General features: G+C 72.5%; 13 protein-coding genes. 9 read left to right on the top strand and 4 right to left on the bottom strand.

Annotation, left to right across the window (positions count from 1 at the left end):
• Nucleotides 1-42: 42 nt before the first annotated feature.
• On the top strand, nt 43-1,038 hold the full coding sequence (locus CLV40_RS05390; protein ID WP_104477516.1) for a DUF3027 domain-containing protein: 996 nt from the start codon (nt 43-45) through the stop codon (nt 1,036-1,038).
• Complete coding sequence (locus CLV40_RS05385) at nt 1,035-3,968, top strand: sacsin N-terminal ATP-binding-like domain-containing protein (RefSeq protein ID WP_104477514.1); 2,934 nt, start codon at nt 1,035-1,037, stop codon at nt 3,966-3,968. Before CLV40_RS05390 ends, CLV40_RS05385 begins: the two co-directional genes overlap by 4 nt.
• An 84-nt stretch (nt 3,969-4,052) precedes the next feature.
• Here the strand turns inward: CLV40_RS05385 and CLV40_RS05380 are convergent, their stop codons facing one another.
• Nucleotides 4,053-4,328: a DUF2530 domain-containing protein gene (locus CLV40_RS05380; protein WP_104477512.1), complete on the bottom strand. Its 276-nt coding sequence runs from the start codon at nt 4,326-4,328 to the stop codon at nt 4,053-4,055.
• Between the two features lie 17 nt (nt 4,329-4,345).
• Between CLV40_RS05380 and CLV40_RS05375 the strand changes: the two genes are divergently transcribed.
• Nucleotides 4,346-5,797, top strand: a complete 1,452-nt coding sequence (locus tag CLV40_RS05375; RefSeq protein WP_104477510.1) for an NCS2 family permease — start codon at nt 4,346-4,348, stop codon at nt 5,795-5,797.
• Between the two features lie 16 nt (nt 5,798-5,813).
• Here CLV40_RS05375 and CLV40_RS05370 read toward each other — a convergent pair whose 3' ends face one another.
• Complete coding sequence (locus CLV40_RS05370; protein ID WP_104477508.1) at nt 5,814-6,329, bottom strand: GNAT family N-acetyltransferase; 516 nt, start codon at nt 6,327-6,329, stop codon at nt 5,814-5,816.
• 86 nt (nt 6,330-6,415) lie between these two features.
• On the opposite strand from CLV40_RS05370, the gene CLV40_RS05365 reads away from it, so the two are divergent.
• Nucleotides 6,416-6,847: a MarR family winged helix-turn-helix transcriptional regulator gene (locus CLV40_RS05365; protein ID WP_374065267.1), complete on the top strand. Its 432-nt coding sequence runs from the start codon at nt 6,416-6,418 to the stop codon at nt 6,845-6,847.
• 114 nt (nt 6,848-6,961) lie between these two features.
• Entirely contained in the window at nt 6,962-8,224 is a 1,263-nt protein-coding gene (locus CLV40_RS05360; RefSeq protein WP_104477504.1) for an MFS transporter, read from the top strand.
• A 291-nt stretch (nt 8,225-8,515) separates the two neighbouring features.
• On the opposite strand, the gene CLV40_RS05355 is transcribed toward CLV40_RS05360, so the two are convergent.
• Both CLV40_RS05355 and CLV40_RS05350 read right to left on the bottom strand, forming a co-directional pair.
• Complete coding sequence (locus tag CLV40_RS05355) at nt 8,516-9,151, bottom strand: superoxide dismutase (protein WP_104477502.1); 636 nt, start codon at nt 9,149-9,151, stop codon at nt 8,516-8,518.
• A 92-nt stretch (nt 9,152-9,243) separates the two neighbouring features.
• A complete protein-coding gene (locus CLV40_RS05350) occupies nt 9,244-10,737 on the bottom strand; it encodes a glutamate-cysteine ligase family protein (RefSeq protein ID WP_104477500.1) in 1,494 nt (497 codons plus the stop codon).
• A 191-nt stretch (nt 10,738-10,928) separates the two neighbouring features.
• Between CLV40_RS05350 and CLV40_RS05345 the strand changes: the two genes are divergently transcribed.
• The 4 genes from CLV40_RS05345 to CLV40_RS40210 all read left to right on the top strand — a co-directional run bounded on the left by CLV40_RS05345 (nt 10,929) and on the right by CLV40_RS40210 (nt 16,047).
• Nucleotides 10,929-11,759: a TrmH family RNA methyltransferase gene (locus CLV40_RS05345; protein WP_104477498.1), complete on the top strand. Its 831-nt coding sequence runs from the start codon at nt 10,929-10,931 to the stop codon at nt 11,757-11,759.
• Nucleotides 11,737-12,357 carry a DUF2537 domain-containing protein gene (locus CLV40_RS05340; protein WP_104477496.1) on the top strand — a complete coding sequence of 207 codons (621 nt, stop codon included), beginning with the start codon at nt 11,737-11,739 and terminating at the stop codon, nt 12,355-12,357. Before CLV40_RS05345 ends, CLV40_RS05340 begins: the two co-directional genes overlap by 23 nt.
• Before the next feature lie 97 nt (nt 12,358-12,454).
• Nucleotides 12,455-14,218: an ABC transporter ATP-binding protein gene (locus CLV40_RS05335; RefSeq protein WP_104477494.1), complete on the top strand. Its 1,764-nt coding sequence runs from the start codon at nt 12,455-12,457 to the stop codon at nt 14,216-14,218.
• Nucleotides 14,215-16,047 carry an ABC transporter ATP-binding protein gene (locus CLV40_RS40210; RefSeq protein ID WP_281261642.1) on the top strand — a complete coding sequence of 611 codons (1,833 nt, stop codon included), beginning with the start codon at nt 14,215-14,217 and terminating at the stop codon, nt 16,045-16,047. The genes CLV40_RS05335 and CLV40_RS40210 overlap by 4 nt, the downstream gene beginning before the upstream one ends.
• Nucleotides 16,048-16,072: the final 25 nt, after the last annotated feature.

The following is a 16,072-nucleotide window of genomic DNA, read 5'->3' as shown; positions in this document are numbered from 1 at the left end:
GGCTGTGTGAGCCGTAGCGGCCGTGGGGCACAATCAGCCGTGATGACCTCGACGCCTGCACCAGAAGCCGCGACCGACCCCGCGCTGATCGCCGCGGTCGAGTTCGCGCGGGCCGCCGCACGGGAGCAGGCCGGGACCGAGGTCGGCGCGCACGTCGAGGTGCGCGCCGAGGACTCGGCTTCGGCGACGCACCTGTTCGAGGCGGACAAGACCGGTTACCGCGGTTGGCGGTGGGCGGTGACCGTCGCCGTGTCCGCACCGGACACGGACGTGACCGTGAGCGAGGTCGTGCTGCTGCCCGGCCCGGACGCCCTGGTCGCCCCGCCGTGGGTGCCCTGGCAGGACCGGGTCCGCGCGGGCGACCTCGGCGTCGGCGACCTGCTGCCGACCGCCCCGGACGACCCGCGCCTGGTACCCGCGTACCTCGAGTCCGACGACCCGGAGGTCGAGGAGCTGGCCATGGAGGTGGGGCTCGGCCGCGTGCGCGTGCTGTCCCGCTTCGGCCGCCTCGACGCCGCCGACCGCTGGCAGACCGGCGAGTTCGGACCCGGCTCCGACATGGCCCGCGGCGCCCCCGCGGCCTGCGGCACGTGCGGCTTCTACCTGCCGGTGGCGGGTGCGGTCGGCGCGGCGTTCGGCGTCTGCGGGAACGAGCTGGCCCCGGCTGACGGGCGGGCCGTGCACGCCGGGTACGGCTGCGGCGCGCACTCGGAGGCCGAGGTCGAGCAGATCTCGCCGGTCCTGGTCGCCGACCTGATCTACGACGACGCCCAGCTCGACGTCGAGGCCACACCGCTGCCCGAGCCGGTCGAGGGCGGTCGGTCCGACGACTCGCTCGCTACCGAGGCCGACGGCCCGGCGTCGGTGGCCGCCGAAGCCGATGAGCCCGCCGCCGACGAGCCGCAGTCCGCGGTCGTCGCGGAGACCGAGCCCGACGAGGTGATCGAGGCCGCGGCGGACCAGGCCGAGGACGCGCTGGTGCAGGCTGAGCTGGCCGACGAGCCGTCGGGTCAGCCCGAGTCCGACCAGCGCGGGTGAGCGCGCCGACCGACCCGTTCGGCACCGCGGCCCTGCGCGCCGCCGTGCTGGGCGCGTGGGCCACCTCGCCCACCCGGTTCCGCGAGGACGCCAACGCCGAGGAAGACCTCTACCTCGGTGGCTACCGCGACCGGCTGCTGGTCGAGCTGGCGCAGAACGCCGCCGACGCGGCCGACGGCGCCGGTACCCTCCGACTCTCCCTTGTGGACGGTGAGCTGCGGGCGGCGAACACCGGTCGGCCGCTCGACGCCGACGGCGTCGCCGCGCTCGCCTCGTTACGCGCGTCGGCGAAGAACCCGGCCCAGGGCGTCGGCCAGTTCGGCGTCGGCTTCTCCGCCGTGCTCGCGGTCACCGACGCGCCGTCCGTGCTCTCCCGCGCGGGCGGTGTCGCGTTCTCGGCCGAGCGGACCCGCGCGGCCATCGCCGAGCACCCCGACCTGGCGGCCCGCGCCGCCGAGCGCGGTGGGCGCGTGCCGGTGCTGCGCGTGGTGTGGCCCGCGGACGGTGACGTGCCGGACGGGTTCGCCACCGAGGTCCGGCTGCCGCTGCGCGACGGTGTCGACGGTGCCGCCCTGCTCGCCGACTTCGCGGGGCAAGCCGCCGACCTGCTGCTGGCGCTGCCCGGGCTGGAGCGCATCGAGATCGGCGCGGACGCGTGGTGGCGGGTCGGCGACGGCGCCCGCGTGCACATCCACGGGCCGGACGGTGTCGTGTCGTGGCTGGTGCACCGGGTCGCGGGCGTGCTGCCGGAAGACCTGGTGGAGAGCCTGGGCGTCGAGGCCCGGGAACGGCCGCAGTGGACGGTGTGCTGGGCGGTGCGGGTGGACGCGGACGGCGTCCCGCTGCCGCTGGGCGACGACGTCCTGCACGCGCCGACCCCCACCGACGAACGGCTTTCGCTGCCCGCCCGGCTGGTCGCCACGCTGCCGATCGAGCCGTCGCGGCGCAGGCTGCACCCCGGTCCCGCCGCCGACGCCGTGCTCGCCGAGGCCGCGCGCGCGTACCCGGCCCTGGTCGACCTGACCGCCGCGGAGCACCGCACGGCGCTGGTCCCGCTGGTCGGTTTCCCACTGTCCGAAGTGGACGAGAAGCTGCGCGAGCTGCTGCTGTCCGCGCTGCGCCGCGCGCCGTGGCTGGCCGCCGCCGACGGCACCGGTGATCTCACCCCGGCCCGCGCGCACGTGCTCGACGTGAGTGCCGACGGCTTGGCGGAACTGCTGTCCGAGGTCGTCGCCGACCTCGCGGCGGGCTACCTCTCGGAGCAGCGGCACACGGCCGCGCTCGCCGCGCTGGACGTGCCCCGGCTGCGGCCCGCCGACGTGGTGGAGACGATCACCGGACGGGCTCGTCCACCCGAGTGGTGGCACCGGCTCTACACCGCGCTCGCCCCCGTGATCGAGACCGATGGCACCGCCCGGATGGAGCTGGGTGGTCTGCCGGTCCCGCTGGCCGACGGCCGCACGCTGCCGGGACCGGCCGGTGTCGTGCTGGTCGAGGACGCGGAGCTGCTGGAACTGCTGGGGCAGGCCGAGGTCGGCGTGCTGCCGGTCGTGCACGCGGAGGCCGCGCACCCGGTGCTGGAGCGCTTGGGCGCCCACCGCGGCGGTCCGGCCGACCTGCTCGACGCGGGTGGGTTGCAGGACGCGGTCGAGCGCAGCCTGGACGACGTCGAGTCCGGTGTGGACATTCACGGGCTGATCTCCGTGGTGCTGCGCCTGGTTCGCGACGCGGGTGTGCGGACCGGTGATCGCCCGTGGCTGGGTGCGTTGGCGCTCGAGGACTCCGTCGGCGACTGGCGGCGCGCGGACGAGCTGGCGCTGCCCGGTTCGCCGCTGCTCGACATCCTCGACGAGGACGCGCCCGTCGGCGTGCTGTCGGACGAGGTCGCCGCCGAGTGGCCGGACCACGTGCTGGCCGCCGTCGGTGTGCTCGACGCCTTCGCGCTGGTCGTCGACGAGGCCCCGGCTGGCCCCGACCACGCGCTGGCCGACGAGGTCGTCTGGTGGGACGCCCGCCCCGAGCCGCCCGCCCGGGTCCTGGCCGTGCGCGACCTCGACCTGGTCACCGACGACGCGTGGCCGCGGGCGCTGAACCTGCTCGCCGCCGAACCCGACACCTGGCGCGCCCTGCTTGAGCCCGATGGTTACACGGGTTGGTGGATCGCCCGCAACGCCGTCCTCGCGGGCGCCGCCCCCGGCGACTGGCGCCTGGCGGAGGCCGACGAACTCGAGGGCCTCTACGACGTCATCCCCGACATCGGCGTCGACCCCCGGGTGCTGGCCGCCATCGGCGTCCGCTCCACCCTGCGCGTCGACAACGCGGACGACGCGGAAGACCTGCTGGTCCGCCTGGGCGACCAGGACCGCGCGCTGCCCCCCGGTGCCATCCTGCGCACCCACGCGGCCTTGGCCGAGGCGGTGGTCGACGAACTCTTCGACCCCGCCGACGTCCGCCTGCCGGAGACGACCCGCACCCTCGCGGGCACGGTCGCCACCGACTGCCTGGTACTGGACGCCCCCTGGCCGCTGGCGGTGCTGAGCGAAACCCAGGTCGTGTCGGCGGGCCCGGACTTCGCCCTCGCCGAGCCCCTTGCGGAGCTGCTCGACCTCCCCCTGGCCACCGAGGAGCTGGACGAGGAGATCACCTCGGCCGCGGAGCCGGTCCCGTGGTCGGAGCTGGGCGCCGTGGCCGCCGCCTGCGAACTCCTGGACGTCCCCACGCCCCTGGGCAGCCTCCTCGTCCACGAAAAGCTGATGATCCACACCCCCACCGGCACCCACAACGTCCCGTGGTGGGTCCAGGACGGCGTGGTCCACTGCGAGGACACCCCGGAGGCCCTGGCCCGAGCACTGGCCTGGACCACCGACCGCTGGACCGACCGCCACCTCTTCACGGCGCTGATCGAGGAACCCGCCCACTACCTCACCTGAGTGCCCCAACGAGGCCGGTGTGGCTGCCGGTTGCGTGCGCGACCGACACTCCACAGTGGACATCGCGTTGCCGCTCGCCCCCGACTAGTCCATCTTCTGCGCGCCGCGCGAGCCCCGGCGGACGGCCTTGCGCTGCCAAACCATGACGAGTGCACCTACGATCCCCAGTGCGGCTCCGGAGATCGCCGTCCACAGCCAGATGGGCGGGGTTTTGCCGAAGCCGTAGTGGGCAATGCCCAGCACAACGGCGGCCAGGGCCCACAGCCCGGTGCCGCCGTAGACGATGGGGGCCATGGCCAGCAGCCGCGCGGGTAGGGGCGGTGTGGGGCGCGGGTCGGGGGTCTTCGCTGGTCCAGCCATGTTCGGGAGGCTACGCCATGGACAAGCCAACCTCGGCCGTCGACCGGTTCTTCCGGATCAGCGAGCGCGGGTCGACGACGGGCCGGGAGGTGCGCGGCGGCCTGGTCACCTTCGTGACCATGGCCTACATCGTGGTCCTCAACCCGCTGATCATCGGCAGCTTCGCCGCGGACGACCGCGGCGCGCACCGGGACCTGCTCGGCGGCGTCCTCCCGGTCGACCAGGTAGCGGCGGTGACCGCGCTGGTCGCGGGGGTGATGACCATCCTCTTCGGCCTGCTCACCAACCTGCCGTTCGCGCTGGCCACCGGGCTGGGCATCAACACCCTGGTCGCGGTCACCATCGCACCGCAGATGACCTGGCCGGAGGCGATGGGCCTGGTCGTGGTCAACGGCATCGTGGTGCTGCTGCTCGTCGTGACCGGCGTGCGCAAAGCCGTGTTCGACGCGGTCCCGGCGCCGCTGAAGTCGGCGATCGCGGTCGGCATCGGCCTGTTCATCAGCCTCATCGGACTGGTCGACGCCGGGTTCGTCCGGCGCGTCCCGGACGTCGCGGGCACCACGGTCCCGGTCAGCCTGGGCATCGACGGGTCCATCGCGTCCTGGCCGACGCTGGTGTTCGTCGTCGGACTGCTGGTCACCGGCATCCTGGTGGCCAAGCGGGTGCGCGGCGCGATCCTGATCGGCGTGCTGTCCGGCACGGTGCTGTCGATCGTGCTGGAGGCGGTCGCGCACGCGGGCCGCTCGGCGGGCGTCAACCCCAAGGGCTGGAACCTCGGCTACCCGGCGCTGCCCGACCAGGTCTTCGCCCTGCCCGACCTCTCCCTGGTCGGCGACGTCTCCTTCGGCGCGTGGTGGCGGGTGCCCGCGATCACCGCGGCGCTGCTGGTGTTCACCCTGGTGCTGACCGACTTCTTCGACACCATCGGCACCATGACCGGCCTCGGCCGGGAAGCCGACCTGATCGACAAGAACGGCGACCTGCCCGGCACCAGCCGAGCCCTGTTCGTCGACGGCCTCGGCGCCGTCGCGGGCGGTGCGGCGTCGTCGAGTTCGAACACCGTCTACATCGAGTCGGCGGCGGGCATCGCCGAGGGCGCGCGCACCGGGCTGGCGAACGTGGTCACCGGGCTGCTGTTCATCGCCGCGATGTTCTTCACCCCGCTCTACCAGGTCGTCCCGATCGAGGCGGCGGCCCCGGCGCTGGTGGTCGTCGGGGCGATGATGATGACCCAGATCCGCGATGTCGACTTCACCGACTTCACCATCGCCCTCCCCGCCTTCCTGACCATCGTGGTCATGCCCTTCACCTACTCCATCGCCAACGGCATCGGCGCGGGCTTCGTCACGTACGTGGTCCTGCGCGTGGTCACCCGCCGCGCCCGCGAGATCCACCCGCTGATGTGGGTGGTGGCGGCCGCGTTCGTCGTCTACTTCGCCATGGGCCCCCTGCGCGCGGCCATCGCCTGACCGACCCCTTGCCGCGTCACAAGTCGATGGTGAAGCGGCGGATGGGGATCGGGGGGTTCTCGTCGTGGTCGGACGTGTCCTCGGTGCGGGTCCATCCCTTGTGGACGTAGAAGTCGATGCCGAGGGTGTTGCCGTCGGCGACCCAGAGGTACGCCTCGGCGTAGCCGAGGGTGCGCAACTCCGCCAGCAATCGGTCGTGCAGCAGGCTGCCGATTCCCGTACCCCAGCGGTCCGGGTGGACGTAGAGCAGGTTGACCTCACCTGTGTCCGCGGGCCCCGGTTCGCGCGGCGGACCGGCCGCGCCGACGCCGACGATCTCGCCGTCGGACTCCGCGACGAACGCCCTGGTCTCCGTCGGCGTTGTGACGATCGTCTCCCACCGGCGCGACGACGTGCGCACGGACAGGGCGGCCAGCCGGTCCTCGGGCATGATCCCCGCGTACGCGCGGCGCCAGGCCGCGACGTGGACGCGGGCGATCCCGGCGCCGTCACCAGCGCGGACGCGGCGGACCACGTGCGGAGATCGACTCATGGCTCCACGATAGCCGTGGCCCGTACGGTGTGATGTCCGCGTAAGTTCGTGGATAACCGACCTTTTACTGAGGTATGCTAACGAATGTGTCGGAGTCAGCTGAGCGCGCGCTAACCAGCCGGTTGCGGTTGGCGGTCGTGCGGCTCAACCGCAGGCTCCGCGCCCAGCGCACCAACTCCGCGGTCACCCTGACGCAGATCTCGGCGCTGTCCTGCCTGCACAAGTGCGGGCCGCTGACGCCGGGGGAGTTGGCCGCCAAGGAAGGCGTGCAGCCGCCGTCGATGACGCGGATCATCGGCGCGCTGGAGGAACTGGGGTACGCCAGCCGCTCGCCGCACCCCAGCGACGGGCGGCAGGCCATCGTGGCGCTGACCGACGCGGGCCAGGCCTACATCGAGGCCGACATCTCCGCGCGCGAGGCGTGGCTGGACAGACGACTGGCGGAACTGGACGACGGGGAGCGGGCGATCCTCGCCCAGGCCGCCGACATCATCGACAGGATGGCGGGGAACCAATAGGTGCGGGCACAAGCGGGTGGTACCCGAGAGGAACGGACCGACCAAGCGATCTCGACACCCCTGCCGCCGCCGCACAGACCCACCCTGGAGTCCACTCCAGACCCCGAGCCGGGCATGTTCGCCTCGCTGCGGGTGCCCAACTACCGGCTGTTCGCGAGCGGGCAACTGGTGTCCAATGTGGGCACCTGGATGCAGCGCATCGCCCAGGACTGGCTGGTCCTGGTGCTCACCGACAACAACCCGGTGGCACTGGGCGTCGCGGCGGCGCTGCAGTTCCTGCCGACGCTGATGTTCTCGCTGTGGGCGGGGGTGCTGGCGGACCGGCTGGAGAAGCGCAGGCTGCTGGTCGGGGTGCAGTGCGGCCTGGTGGCCTGCGCGCTGGTGCTGGGGCTGCTGGACGTGACGGGTCTGGTGCAGGTGTGGCACGTGTACGTGCTGTGCTTCGTGCTCGGCGCGTTCGCGGCGGTCGAGGTGCCGGTGCGGCAGTCGTTCGTCGCGGAGATCGTCGGCCGCGCCCAGGTGGCGAACGCGGTCGCGATCAACTCGACCAGCTTCAACGTGGCCCGGATCGTCGGGCCGGCGATCGCGGGCGTGCTGATCACGGTGATCGGCACCGGGTGGCTGTTCCTGGGCAACGCCCTGCTGACCGTGGGGGTGATCACCGGGCTGCTGCTGATGGACCCGGCCAAGCTCATCCCCGGGCCGAAGGTGCCGCGCAAGAAGGGGCAGCTCGTCGAGGGCCTGCGCTACGTGCGCAAGCGCGCCGACATCCTGACCGTGATGGTGCTGGTGTTCTTCGTCAGCACGTTCGGCATGACCTTCTTCGTGACCCTGGCGGTCGTGGCCGCGACGGTCTTCCACCGCGACGCCGACGGGTACGGGCTGCTGTCGACCACCCTGGCCGTCGGCACCCTGATGGGCGCGCTGTGGGCGGTGCGCCGCAGTTCCCGGGGCAAGCCCCGCACCCGACTGCTGCTCGGGTCGGCGTTCGCGTTCGGGGTGCTGGAGGTGGTGGTCGGGCTGATGCCGTCGTACGCCAGCTTCGCCATCGCACTGATCCCGGTCGGGCTGTGCCTGATGACCTTCATGACCACGGCGAACTCGACCGTCCAGCTGGCGGTGGCCCCGGAGATGCGGGGTCGCGTCATGGGGCTGTACATGCTGGTCTTCGTCGGCGGCAACCCGCTGGGCGCGCCGATGGTGGGGTGGATGGCGGACCAGTGGGGCGCCAGGTCCCCGTTCGTCGTCGGGGGTGCCATCGCGGCGTTGACGGCGGTGGTCTGCGGGGCGGTGCTGTTGCGTCGCGGGGGAGTGGAGTTGCCGGTGACCGGGTGGGGGAGATTGCTGTTGCGGCGGCCTGGGAGACGGGCCAGGTGATCAAGGCCCCGGCTTCGGCCGGGGCCTTTTTCGGGCGTTCACCAGGGGGAGTCTGCTCGGGACGCATCCGCTCTTGCCCTGGCAAAGAGGTTAGGCTAACCTAACTCTCGTCCGCTTCGTGGTGGGAGCGGCAGTCAGTTCGGGAACAGTGAGACCCCCGCTCCAAGCGTCCGGAGCGGGGGTCTCGCGCATCCGGGCGCGAATGCGACGGGTCCCCGCACCGGAGCGGACTCCGTGCGGGGACCCGAAAAACCGGCGGGGGAGCTTGTCGGAGCATCTCGCCGGGGCTTGTCAGGCCTGGGGGGCCGGGGGGCGGAGGCCGTTGACGCCCGCGCGGGCGGCGTCGAAGCGGGCGGTGACGTCCGCCCAGTCGACGAGGTTCCACAGTCGGTCGATGTAGTCGGTCTTCACGTTCTTGTACTGCAAGTAGTACGCGTGCTCCCACGTGTCGAACACCAGCAGCGGCGTGGTCGCGATCGACAGGTTCGAGTGGTGGTCCTTCAGCTGCTGCGTGATCAGCCGCTCGCCGACGGGGTCCCAGGCGAGGATGCCCCAGCCGGAACCCTGGATCGTGGCCGAGACCGCGTTGAGCTGGGCGCGGAGGTTGTCGAACGAGCCGAAGTGCTCGTCCACCGCGGCCGCCAGCTCGCCGGTCGGCTTGTCGCCGCCGTCGGGGCTGAGGTTCTTCCACCACTGCGCGTGCAGCGTGTGGCCCGCGAGGTTGAACGCCAGGGTGGTCTCCAGGCCGACGATGGCGGAGAAGTCGCCCTTGTCGCGGGCGGCGGCGATCTTCTCCAGCGTGTCGTTGGTGCCCTTGACGTAGGCCGCGTGGTGCTTGCTGTGGTGGAGCTCGTTGATGTCGCCGATGATCACCGGCTCGAGCTGGCCGTAGTCGTAGTCGAGGTCGGGAAGGACGTAGGGAGCCACGTGCTCTCCTTGGAACGTTGGTGCCAGTCGGTGCTAATTGCAACCTACTCGCAACTGCCACGATGTGCCGACAAGGGTCCACCCAGCGGGACCTACACCGGCCAGGTGTGCACCGGGTCGCCCGCCTCGCTCAGCTCGATGTACCTGCGCAGCATCGTCACCAGCGCCGCGTCCCGGTCCACCCCGTGCGCCTCCAGGTCGGCGACCGTGTCCCGCTGCCAGCTCGACCCGGTCCGCCGGGCCAGGCAGCGCCGTTCGATCACGCCGAGGTAGCGCTCGCGGGACTGGTCGGACACGCCGCAGTCGCGCAGGCCCTCGTGGGCCATCGGCAGCAGGCGGCGCAGCACCAGCTCGTCCGGGGGGATCCACCCGATGCCGGGCCAGTACAGCTGCGCGTCGAACGCGTGCCGGGCGCCCGCCTGGAGGTTCTCCTCGGCCGCCTGGAACGACATCCTGGTCCACAGTGGACGCTCTTCGGCGGTCAGCGCGCGTTGCGCGCCGTAGAAGAACGCCGCGTTCGCGATCAGGTCGACCACGGTCGGTCCGGCGGGCAGCACGCGGTTCTCCACGCGCAGGTGCGGCACGTCGTCGGTGACGTCGTAGACCGGGCGGTTCCACCGCCAGATGGTCCCGTTGTGCAGCCGCAGTTCGGCCAGGCGCGGGGCGCGGCCGGATTCCAGCGCCTCGAACGGGTCCTCGTCGTCCATCTCGGGCAGCAGGCCGGGGAAGTAGCGCACGTTCTCCTCGAACAGGTCGAAGATCGAGGTGATCCACCGCTCGCCGAACCACACCCGCGGCCGCACGCCCTGGTTCATCAGCTCCTGCGGCCGGGTGTCGGTGGCCTGCAGGAACAGCGGGATGCGGGTCTCGTGCCAGAGCGCCTTGCGCAGCAGGAACGGCGAGTTGGCCGCGATCGCCACCTGCACGCCCGCCAGGCACTGCGCGGCGTTCCAGTTGGCGGCGAAGCGCTCCGGCGGCACCTGGAGGTGCAGCTGCGCGGACGTGCACGCCGACTCGGCCAGGATCGAGTCCTGCAGGCACCGCAACCGGTCGGCGCGCTGGCCGGGCAGCGCCGTGCCCTCCATGTGCAGCAGCAGTTCCTCGCCCCGGCTGGCGAAGATCTGGTCGTTGAGCCGGTGGTAGCGCGGGTTCTGGGTCAGCCAGCGGATGTCGAAGTGCTCGCGGCGCAGCGTGGGCAGCGCGCCGATCATGACCAGGGTGGCGCCCGCGTCCTGCGCCTTGTGCCCGGCCAGCGCGAGCGACTGGCGCAGCTCGGACTCCAGCTCGGTGGACTCCGAGTCGCGCAGGAACCGGGGCCGCACGTTGAGTTCCAGGTTGTGCTGGCCCAATTCGGTCGTGTAGCAGGGGTCGTCGATCTTCTCCAGGACCGTGTGGTTGAGCATGGCGGGCCGCAGCGCGTCGTCGACCAGGTTCAGCTCGATCTCGAGGCCCATCCTCGGGTGCTCGTCGGCGAATCCGCCTTCGGCCAGCATCCGCTCCAGCGCGTCCAGGCACCGCCGCACCTTCTGGCGGTAGCGCTGCCGGTCTTCTCGGCTGAAAGCGTCGGTTCGTACGTCCTGCCCCATGCCGCCCTCCCGTCTGGCCGGATCGGCGTCCGGCACACGCGCGGGGAGCCAACATTCGCACAGCGGACACGGCCGGGCTAGCGGCCAAATTGGTGCCGTGCGTTATGAAGGCGTTACACAGAGCGAGCGTTCGGGGAAGAAGTCGCGCGGGACAACGTCACCGTTACACCCCGGCGTGCGAGACTGCCCCGGTGGCGCAGGTGATCGAGGTGACCGACCCGGCGGACCCGCGGCTCGACGACTTCCGGGACCTGTCGACCGCCGACCGCCGACCCGACCGACCGGGCGGTCGCGGCCTGGTCATCGCCGAGGGCGTGGTCGTCGTGCAGCGGCTGCTCGCCTCCCCGTACCCGGTGCGCGCCCTGCTCGGCGTGCGCCGCCGGATCGACGCGCTGGCCCCGGAACTGGCCGCGCTGGATGTGCCCGCGTACGTCGCGAGCGCCGACGTGATGGCCGAGACCGTGGGTTTTCACCTCAACCGCGGGGTTCTGGCCGCCGCCGACCGGGCACCCGCGCCCGACCCCGTTCACCTGATCGAGCGAGTCCGGACGGTGGCCGTGCTCGAGGGCGTCGGCGACCACGAGAACCTGGGCGCGCTGTTCCGCAACGCCGCCGCGCTCGGCGTGGACGCCGTGCTGCTCGGCCCGGGGTGCAGCGACCCGCTGTACCGGCGCAGCGTCCGGGTGTCCATGGGGCACGTGCTCGCGGTGCCGTTCGCGCCGCTGGAGCCGTGGCCCGACGGGCTCAAGTGGTTGCGCGACAGCGGCTTCCGCGTGCTCGCCCTGACCCCCGCCGCGGACTCCGTCGCGCTGGCCGACGCGGTCGACGCGCACGAGCGGGTGGCCGTGCTGCTCGGCTCCGAGGGGCCCGGGCTCACCCCCGAGGCCATCGCCGCCGCTGACACCGCCGTGCGCATCCCGATGGCGCGCGGCGTCGACTCGCTCAACGTCGCCACCGCGGCGGCGGTCACCTTCTACGCGCTCGGCGAAAGGGGCAGCGGTGGAACTGCGCGCCAAGGGTGAGCGGGCCGTCCTCGTCGGCGACGACGGCACCGGCGCCCGCGAGGTCGACGTCGACAGCCTGGCCCTGGGCGGTGAGCTGACCGCGGCGCTGCACGAGTGGGCCAAGGTCGTGCACGCCGTCCGCCGCTCCGTGCCCGCGGGCGCGCCGGACCCCGAACCCGAGTCGGGCGACTCCGCCACCGCGGTCGTGTCCCGCCGGGGCCACCAGCTCGCCGAGCGCGTCGCGGCCGTCATGGGCGCCCCCGTCCGCTATGAGGATCCCCTGTCCGGAGAGGTGTCGATCGTGGAACCACCCGTTGCCGCAGAGGCCGAGCCCGCCACCGCCGCCGAGCCCGCGGAGCCGACGCCGTGGGGGACCGGCCTGCTGGTCGCGGGCTTCTCCCTGGCCCTGGTCCTGTTCGCCGTGCTCACCCTGGCGATCACCCTCTACGAGACCAACCCGCTGCTGGCGCTGCTGTCCAACGCGGTGATCAGCGGTGGTCTGCTCCCGTCGGTCTGGCTGGCCCGGAACGTGCCGACCTGGCGCTGGGTGGCGGTCGGCGTCGCGGCGGGCATCGCCCTGGGCTGGCTCGCGCTGCCGTTCATCGTCTTCGGCTGACCCCGCCCGGCCCCGCTCGGGGAAACTCGCGTGCTTTCGGCGCGGGGTGCTCGCTACCGTCGAGGACCGGCCGGGTGGCGAGCGCTGAGGGGCGGGCATGGAGCGGGTTGGGACGGTCGCGGCGTTGCGGCGGTTGGTGCCGTACCTGAAACCGGTGCGGGCCGGGCTGATCGGGTCCGGTGCCGCGGTCACCGCCGGCATGCTCAGCGGGTTGGCGATCCCGCTGGTGCTGCAGTGGATCCTCGACGGACCGGTCGCCGCCCGGGACACCGGCGCGCTGCCGTGGCCCATCGTGGTCGTGGCGGCGCTGAGCGCGCTCGAGGCGCTGATGTTCTACCTGCGCCGCAAGCTCGTCGCCGGGCCGAGCACGCTGGTGGAGGCCCGGATGCGCGCCGACCTGTACGCGCACCTGCAACGGCTCCCGATCTCCTTCCACGACCGGTGGCAGTCCGGCCAACTGCTCTCCCGGGCCATCTCGGACCTGGCCACCCTGCGCCGGTTCATCGCCTTCGCGGGCGTCTTCCTCGTGGTCAACACGATCACCCTGGTGCTGGGCATGGTCGTGCTGTTCTCTCTCTCGCCCGCGCTCGGGCTGATCACCCTGGTGTGCTCGCTGCCGTTGCTCCTGATCTCCACCCAGTTCGAGTCGAAGTACGCGGTGCTCGCGCGCCGGGCCCAGGACCAGGTCGGCGACCTGGCCACGGTGGTCGAGGAGTCCGTGCTGGGCATCCGGGTGCTCAAGGCGTTCGGCCGCGGCCCGCAGCTCGCGGCCAAGTTCCTGGGGCAGGCCCGGCGGCTGCGGCGCACGGAGCTGGGCAAGTTCCGCGTGCTGTCGCTGCTGTGGGGCGCCATCATCCTGCTGCCCGAGCTGGGCATCGCCGCGCAGCTGCTGATCGGCTCGCTCGGCGTGGCGGACGGCACGATGACCGTCGGCACGCTGGTCGCGGGCATCACGGTCGCCGGGTTCCTGCGCTGGCCGACCGACTCGATCGGCTGGCTGCTGGCCGAGGCGAACCAGGCGGCCACGGCGTCCACCCGGTACTGGGAGGTGCGCGACGCCGAGGTGACGATCACCGACCCCGACCGGTCCCGGCCGCTGCCCGCCGATGGCGTCGGCGCGGTCCGCTTCGAGGGCGTGCGCTTCGCCCACGCGGGCGCGGACCACGAGGTTCTGTCCGGAGTGGACCTGGCGCTCCGCCCGGGTGAGACGGTCGCGCTGGTGGGGCCGACCGGGTCCGGCAAGTCGACGCTGACCATGCTCGTGCCGCGGTTGGCCGACGTGACCGGCGGGCGCGTGACCGTGGACGGCGTCGATGTGCGCGACCTGCGGCTCGACGACCTGCGCGCGGTCGTGGCCGTCGCGTTCGAGGAACCCGTGCTGTTCTCCGCCAGCGTGCGCGAGAACGTGGCGCTCGGCTCGCCCGGCGCCACCGACGAAGAGGTCCGGGAAGCGCTGCGGGTCGCCCAGGCCGAGGACTTCGTCGACCGGCTGCCCTGGGGCCTCGACACCCGCATCGGCGAGGAGGGGCTGTCGTTGTCCGGCGGTCAGCGGCAGCGGCTGGCGCTGGCCCGCGCGGTGGTCGGCAAGCCCAAGGTGCTGGTGCTCGACGACCCGCTGTCCGCACTGGACGTGCACACCGAGGCCGAGGTGGAACGCGCGCTGCGCCAGGTGCTCTCGGGTGTCACAGCGCTCGTGGTGGCGCACCGGCCGAGCACGGTCCGGCTCGCCGACCGGGTGGCGCTGCTCGACGGTGGCCGGATCGTGGCGCTGGGCACGCACGCGGAACTGCTGGCCACCAGCGCCGCCTACCGCGCTCAACTATCCACTGTGGAGGACGAGCGCGCGGAGGCGGCGTCGTGACCGCCGAGCGGGACTGGCGCGGCGTCGCCGCCGAGGACACCGAGGACGTCGCCGCGGCGGTCACCATGAAGCTGCGCGCGCGGTCGCGGGCCCTGCTCGGATCGCTGCTGCGTCCCAGGTTCTGGCCCGCCATGGTGGTGTTGCTGCTCGTCATGCTGGGCAACGCCGCCCAACTGGCCGGGCCGCTGATCGTCGCCGCGGTGATCGACGTCGGCATCCCGAACGCGGTCCGCGGCGACGGCACCGTGCTGGCCTGGTGCGTGGTCTCCTACGCGGTGTGCTCCCTCGCGTCGGCGCTGCTGTGGATGTGCTTCCTGCGGTTGTCCGGCCGCATCGGCCAGGACCTGGTGCTCGACCTGCGGCAGCGGATCTTCGACCACGCCCAGCGGCTTTCGGTGTCCTTCCACGAGACCTACACCTCCGGCAAGGTCATCTCCCGGCAGAGCAGTGACATCGACGCCTTCGGCGACCTGCTGGAGGTGGGCATCGACGACCTGCTCACCTCGGTGCTCACGGTCACCGGCATCGCGATCCTGCTGCTGACCCTGGACCTAGAGCTGGCGCTGGTCGTGCTGGTCACCGCCATCCCGCTGGCGTTCATCGCGCGCTGGTTCCTGCGCCGCAGCAACGAGGCGTACCGCGGTGTCAGCGGCCGCACGGCCACGCTGATCGTGCACTACGTCGAGACCATGAACGGCATGCGCGCGGTGCAGGCGTTCCGCCGCGAGGGCCGCAACAAGTCCATCATGGACGGACTGAACTCGCGGGTCCGCTCCTCGGCGCGCGATTCGCTGAGCGTGGTGGCGGTGTTCACCATGGCGGTCCGGATGATCGGCAACCTGACCATGGTCGCGGTGCTGACCATCGGCGCGCTGCGGGTCGCGGGCGGCTCCATGGAACTCGGCGTGCTCACGGCGTTCATCCTGTACGTCCGCCGCTACTTCGAGCCGCTGGACGACGTCGCGATGTTCGCCAACTCGTACTCGTCGGCGATCGCGGCGCTGGAGAAGATCTCCGGTCTGCTGGAGGAGAAGCCGGACGTGCCCGAACCGGAGCGCCCGGTGCCGCTCCCGCGGCGGCGCGACGGCGGGCTGGAGGTCGAGTTCGCGGGGACGGAGTTCCGGTACCGCCCGGACACCCCGGTCGTGCTGCCGGAACTGGACCTGGCGATCCCGGCGGGGCAGACGGTGGCGCTGGTCGGGCCGACGGGCGCGGGCAAGTCGACCATCGCCAAGCTGGTCGCCCGCTTCTACGACCCGACCGAGGGCGAGGTCCGGCTGGCGGGCGTCGACCTGCGCGCGGTGTCCGATGTGGACCTGCGCGCCGCGGTGGTCATGGTGACGCAGGAGAACTTCCTGTTCAGCGGATCCGTCGCGGACAACATCGCGCTGGGCAAGCCGGGCGCGAGCCGCGCGGAGATCGAGGCCGCGGCCCGGGCCGTCGGCGCGGACGAGTTCATCCGCGCCCTCCCCGACGGCTACGACACCGACGTCCGCAAACGCGGCGGCAGGCTCTCGGCGGGTCAGCGGCAGGTGGTGGCCTTCGCCCGGGCCTTCCTGGCCGACCCGGCGGTGCTCGTGCTTGACGAGGCGACGTCCAGCCTGGACCTGCCGACGGAGCGGATCGTGCAGCGGGCCCTGGAGTCCGTGCTGGCCGACCGCACCGCGCTGATCATCGCCCACCGGCTCTCCACCGTGCTCATCGCCGACCGGGTGCTGGTGGTCGACCAGGGCCGCATCGCCGAGGACGGCGCCCCGGAAACCCTGATCGGCAAGGGCCGCGGCCCCTTCGCCGACCTGCACTCCGCCTGGCAGGACTCCCTGGCCTAGCCGGTTCGGCGCCGCGCACCCCGCG

The organism is Actinokineospora auranticolor (assembly GCF_002934265.1).
Taxonomy (GTDB): domain Bacteria; phylum Actinomycetota; class Actinomycetes; order Mycobacteriales; family Pseudonocardiaceae; genus Actinokineospora; species Actinokineospora auranticolor.
The sequence above is the reverse complement of the archived record's forward strand: the minus strand, read 5'-3'. Positions and strand labels throughout refer to the sequence as shown.

What these genes read in the sequence shown, in the direction of transcription:
- CLV40_RS05390 (WP_104477516.1), top strand. Translation starts at nt 43, where the DNA reads ATGACCTCGACGCCTGCACCAGAAGCCGCGACCGACCCCGCGCTGATC.
- CLV40_RS05380 (WP_104477512.1), bottom strand. Translation starts at nt 4,328, where the DNA reads ATGGCTGGACCAGCGAAGACCCCCGACCCGCGCCCCACACCGCCCCTA.
- CLV40_RS05375 (WP_104477510.1), top strand. Translation starts at nt 4,346, where the DNA reads ATGGACAAGCCAACCTCGGCCGTCGACCGGTTCTTCCGGATCAGCGAG.
- CLV40_RS05370 (WP_104477508.1), bottom strand. Translation starts at nt 6,329, where the DNA reads ATGAGTCGATCTCCGCACGTGGTCCGCCGCGTCCGCGCTGGTGACGGC.
- CLV40_RS05360 (WP_104477504.1), top strand. Translation starts at nt 6,962, where the DNA reads ATGTTCGCCTCGCTGCGGGTGCCCAACTACCGGCTGTTCGCGAGCGGG.
- CLV40_RS05350 (WP_104477500.1), bottom strand. Translation starts at nt 10,737, where the DNA reads ATGGGGCAGGACGTACGAACCGACGCTTTCAGCCGAGAAGACCGGCAG.
- CLV40_RS05335 (WP_104477494.1), top strand. Translation starts at nt 12,455, where the DNA reads ATGGAGCGGGTTGGGACGGTCGCGGCGTTGCGGCGGTTGGTGCCGTAC.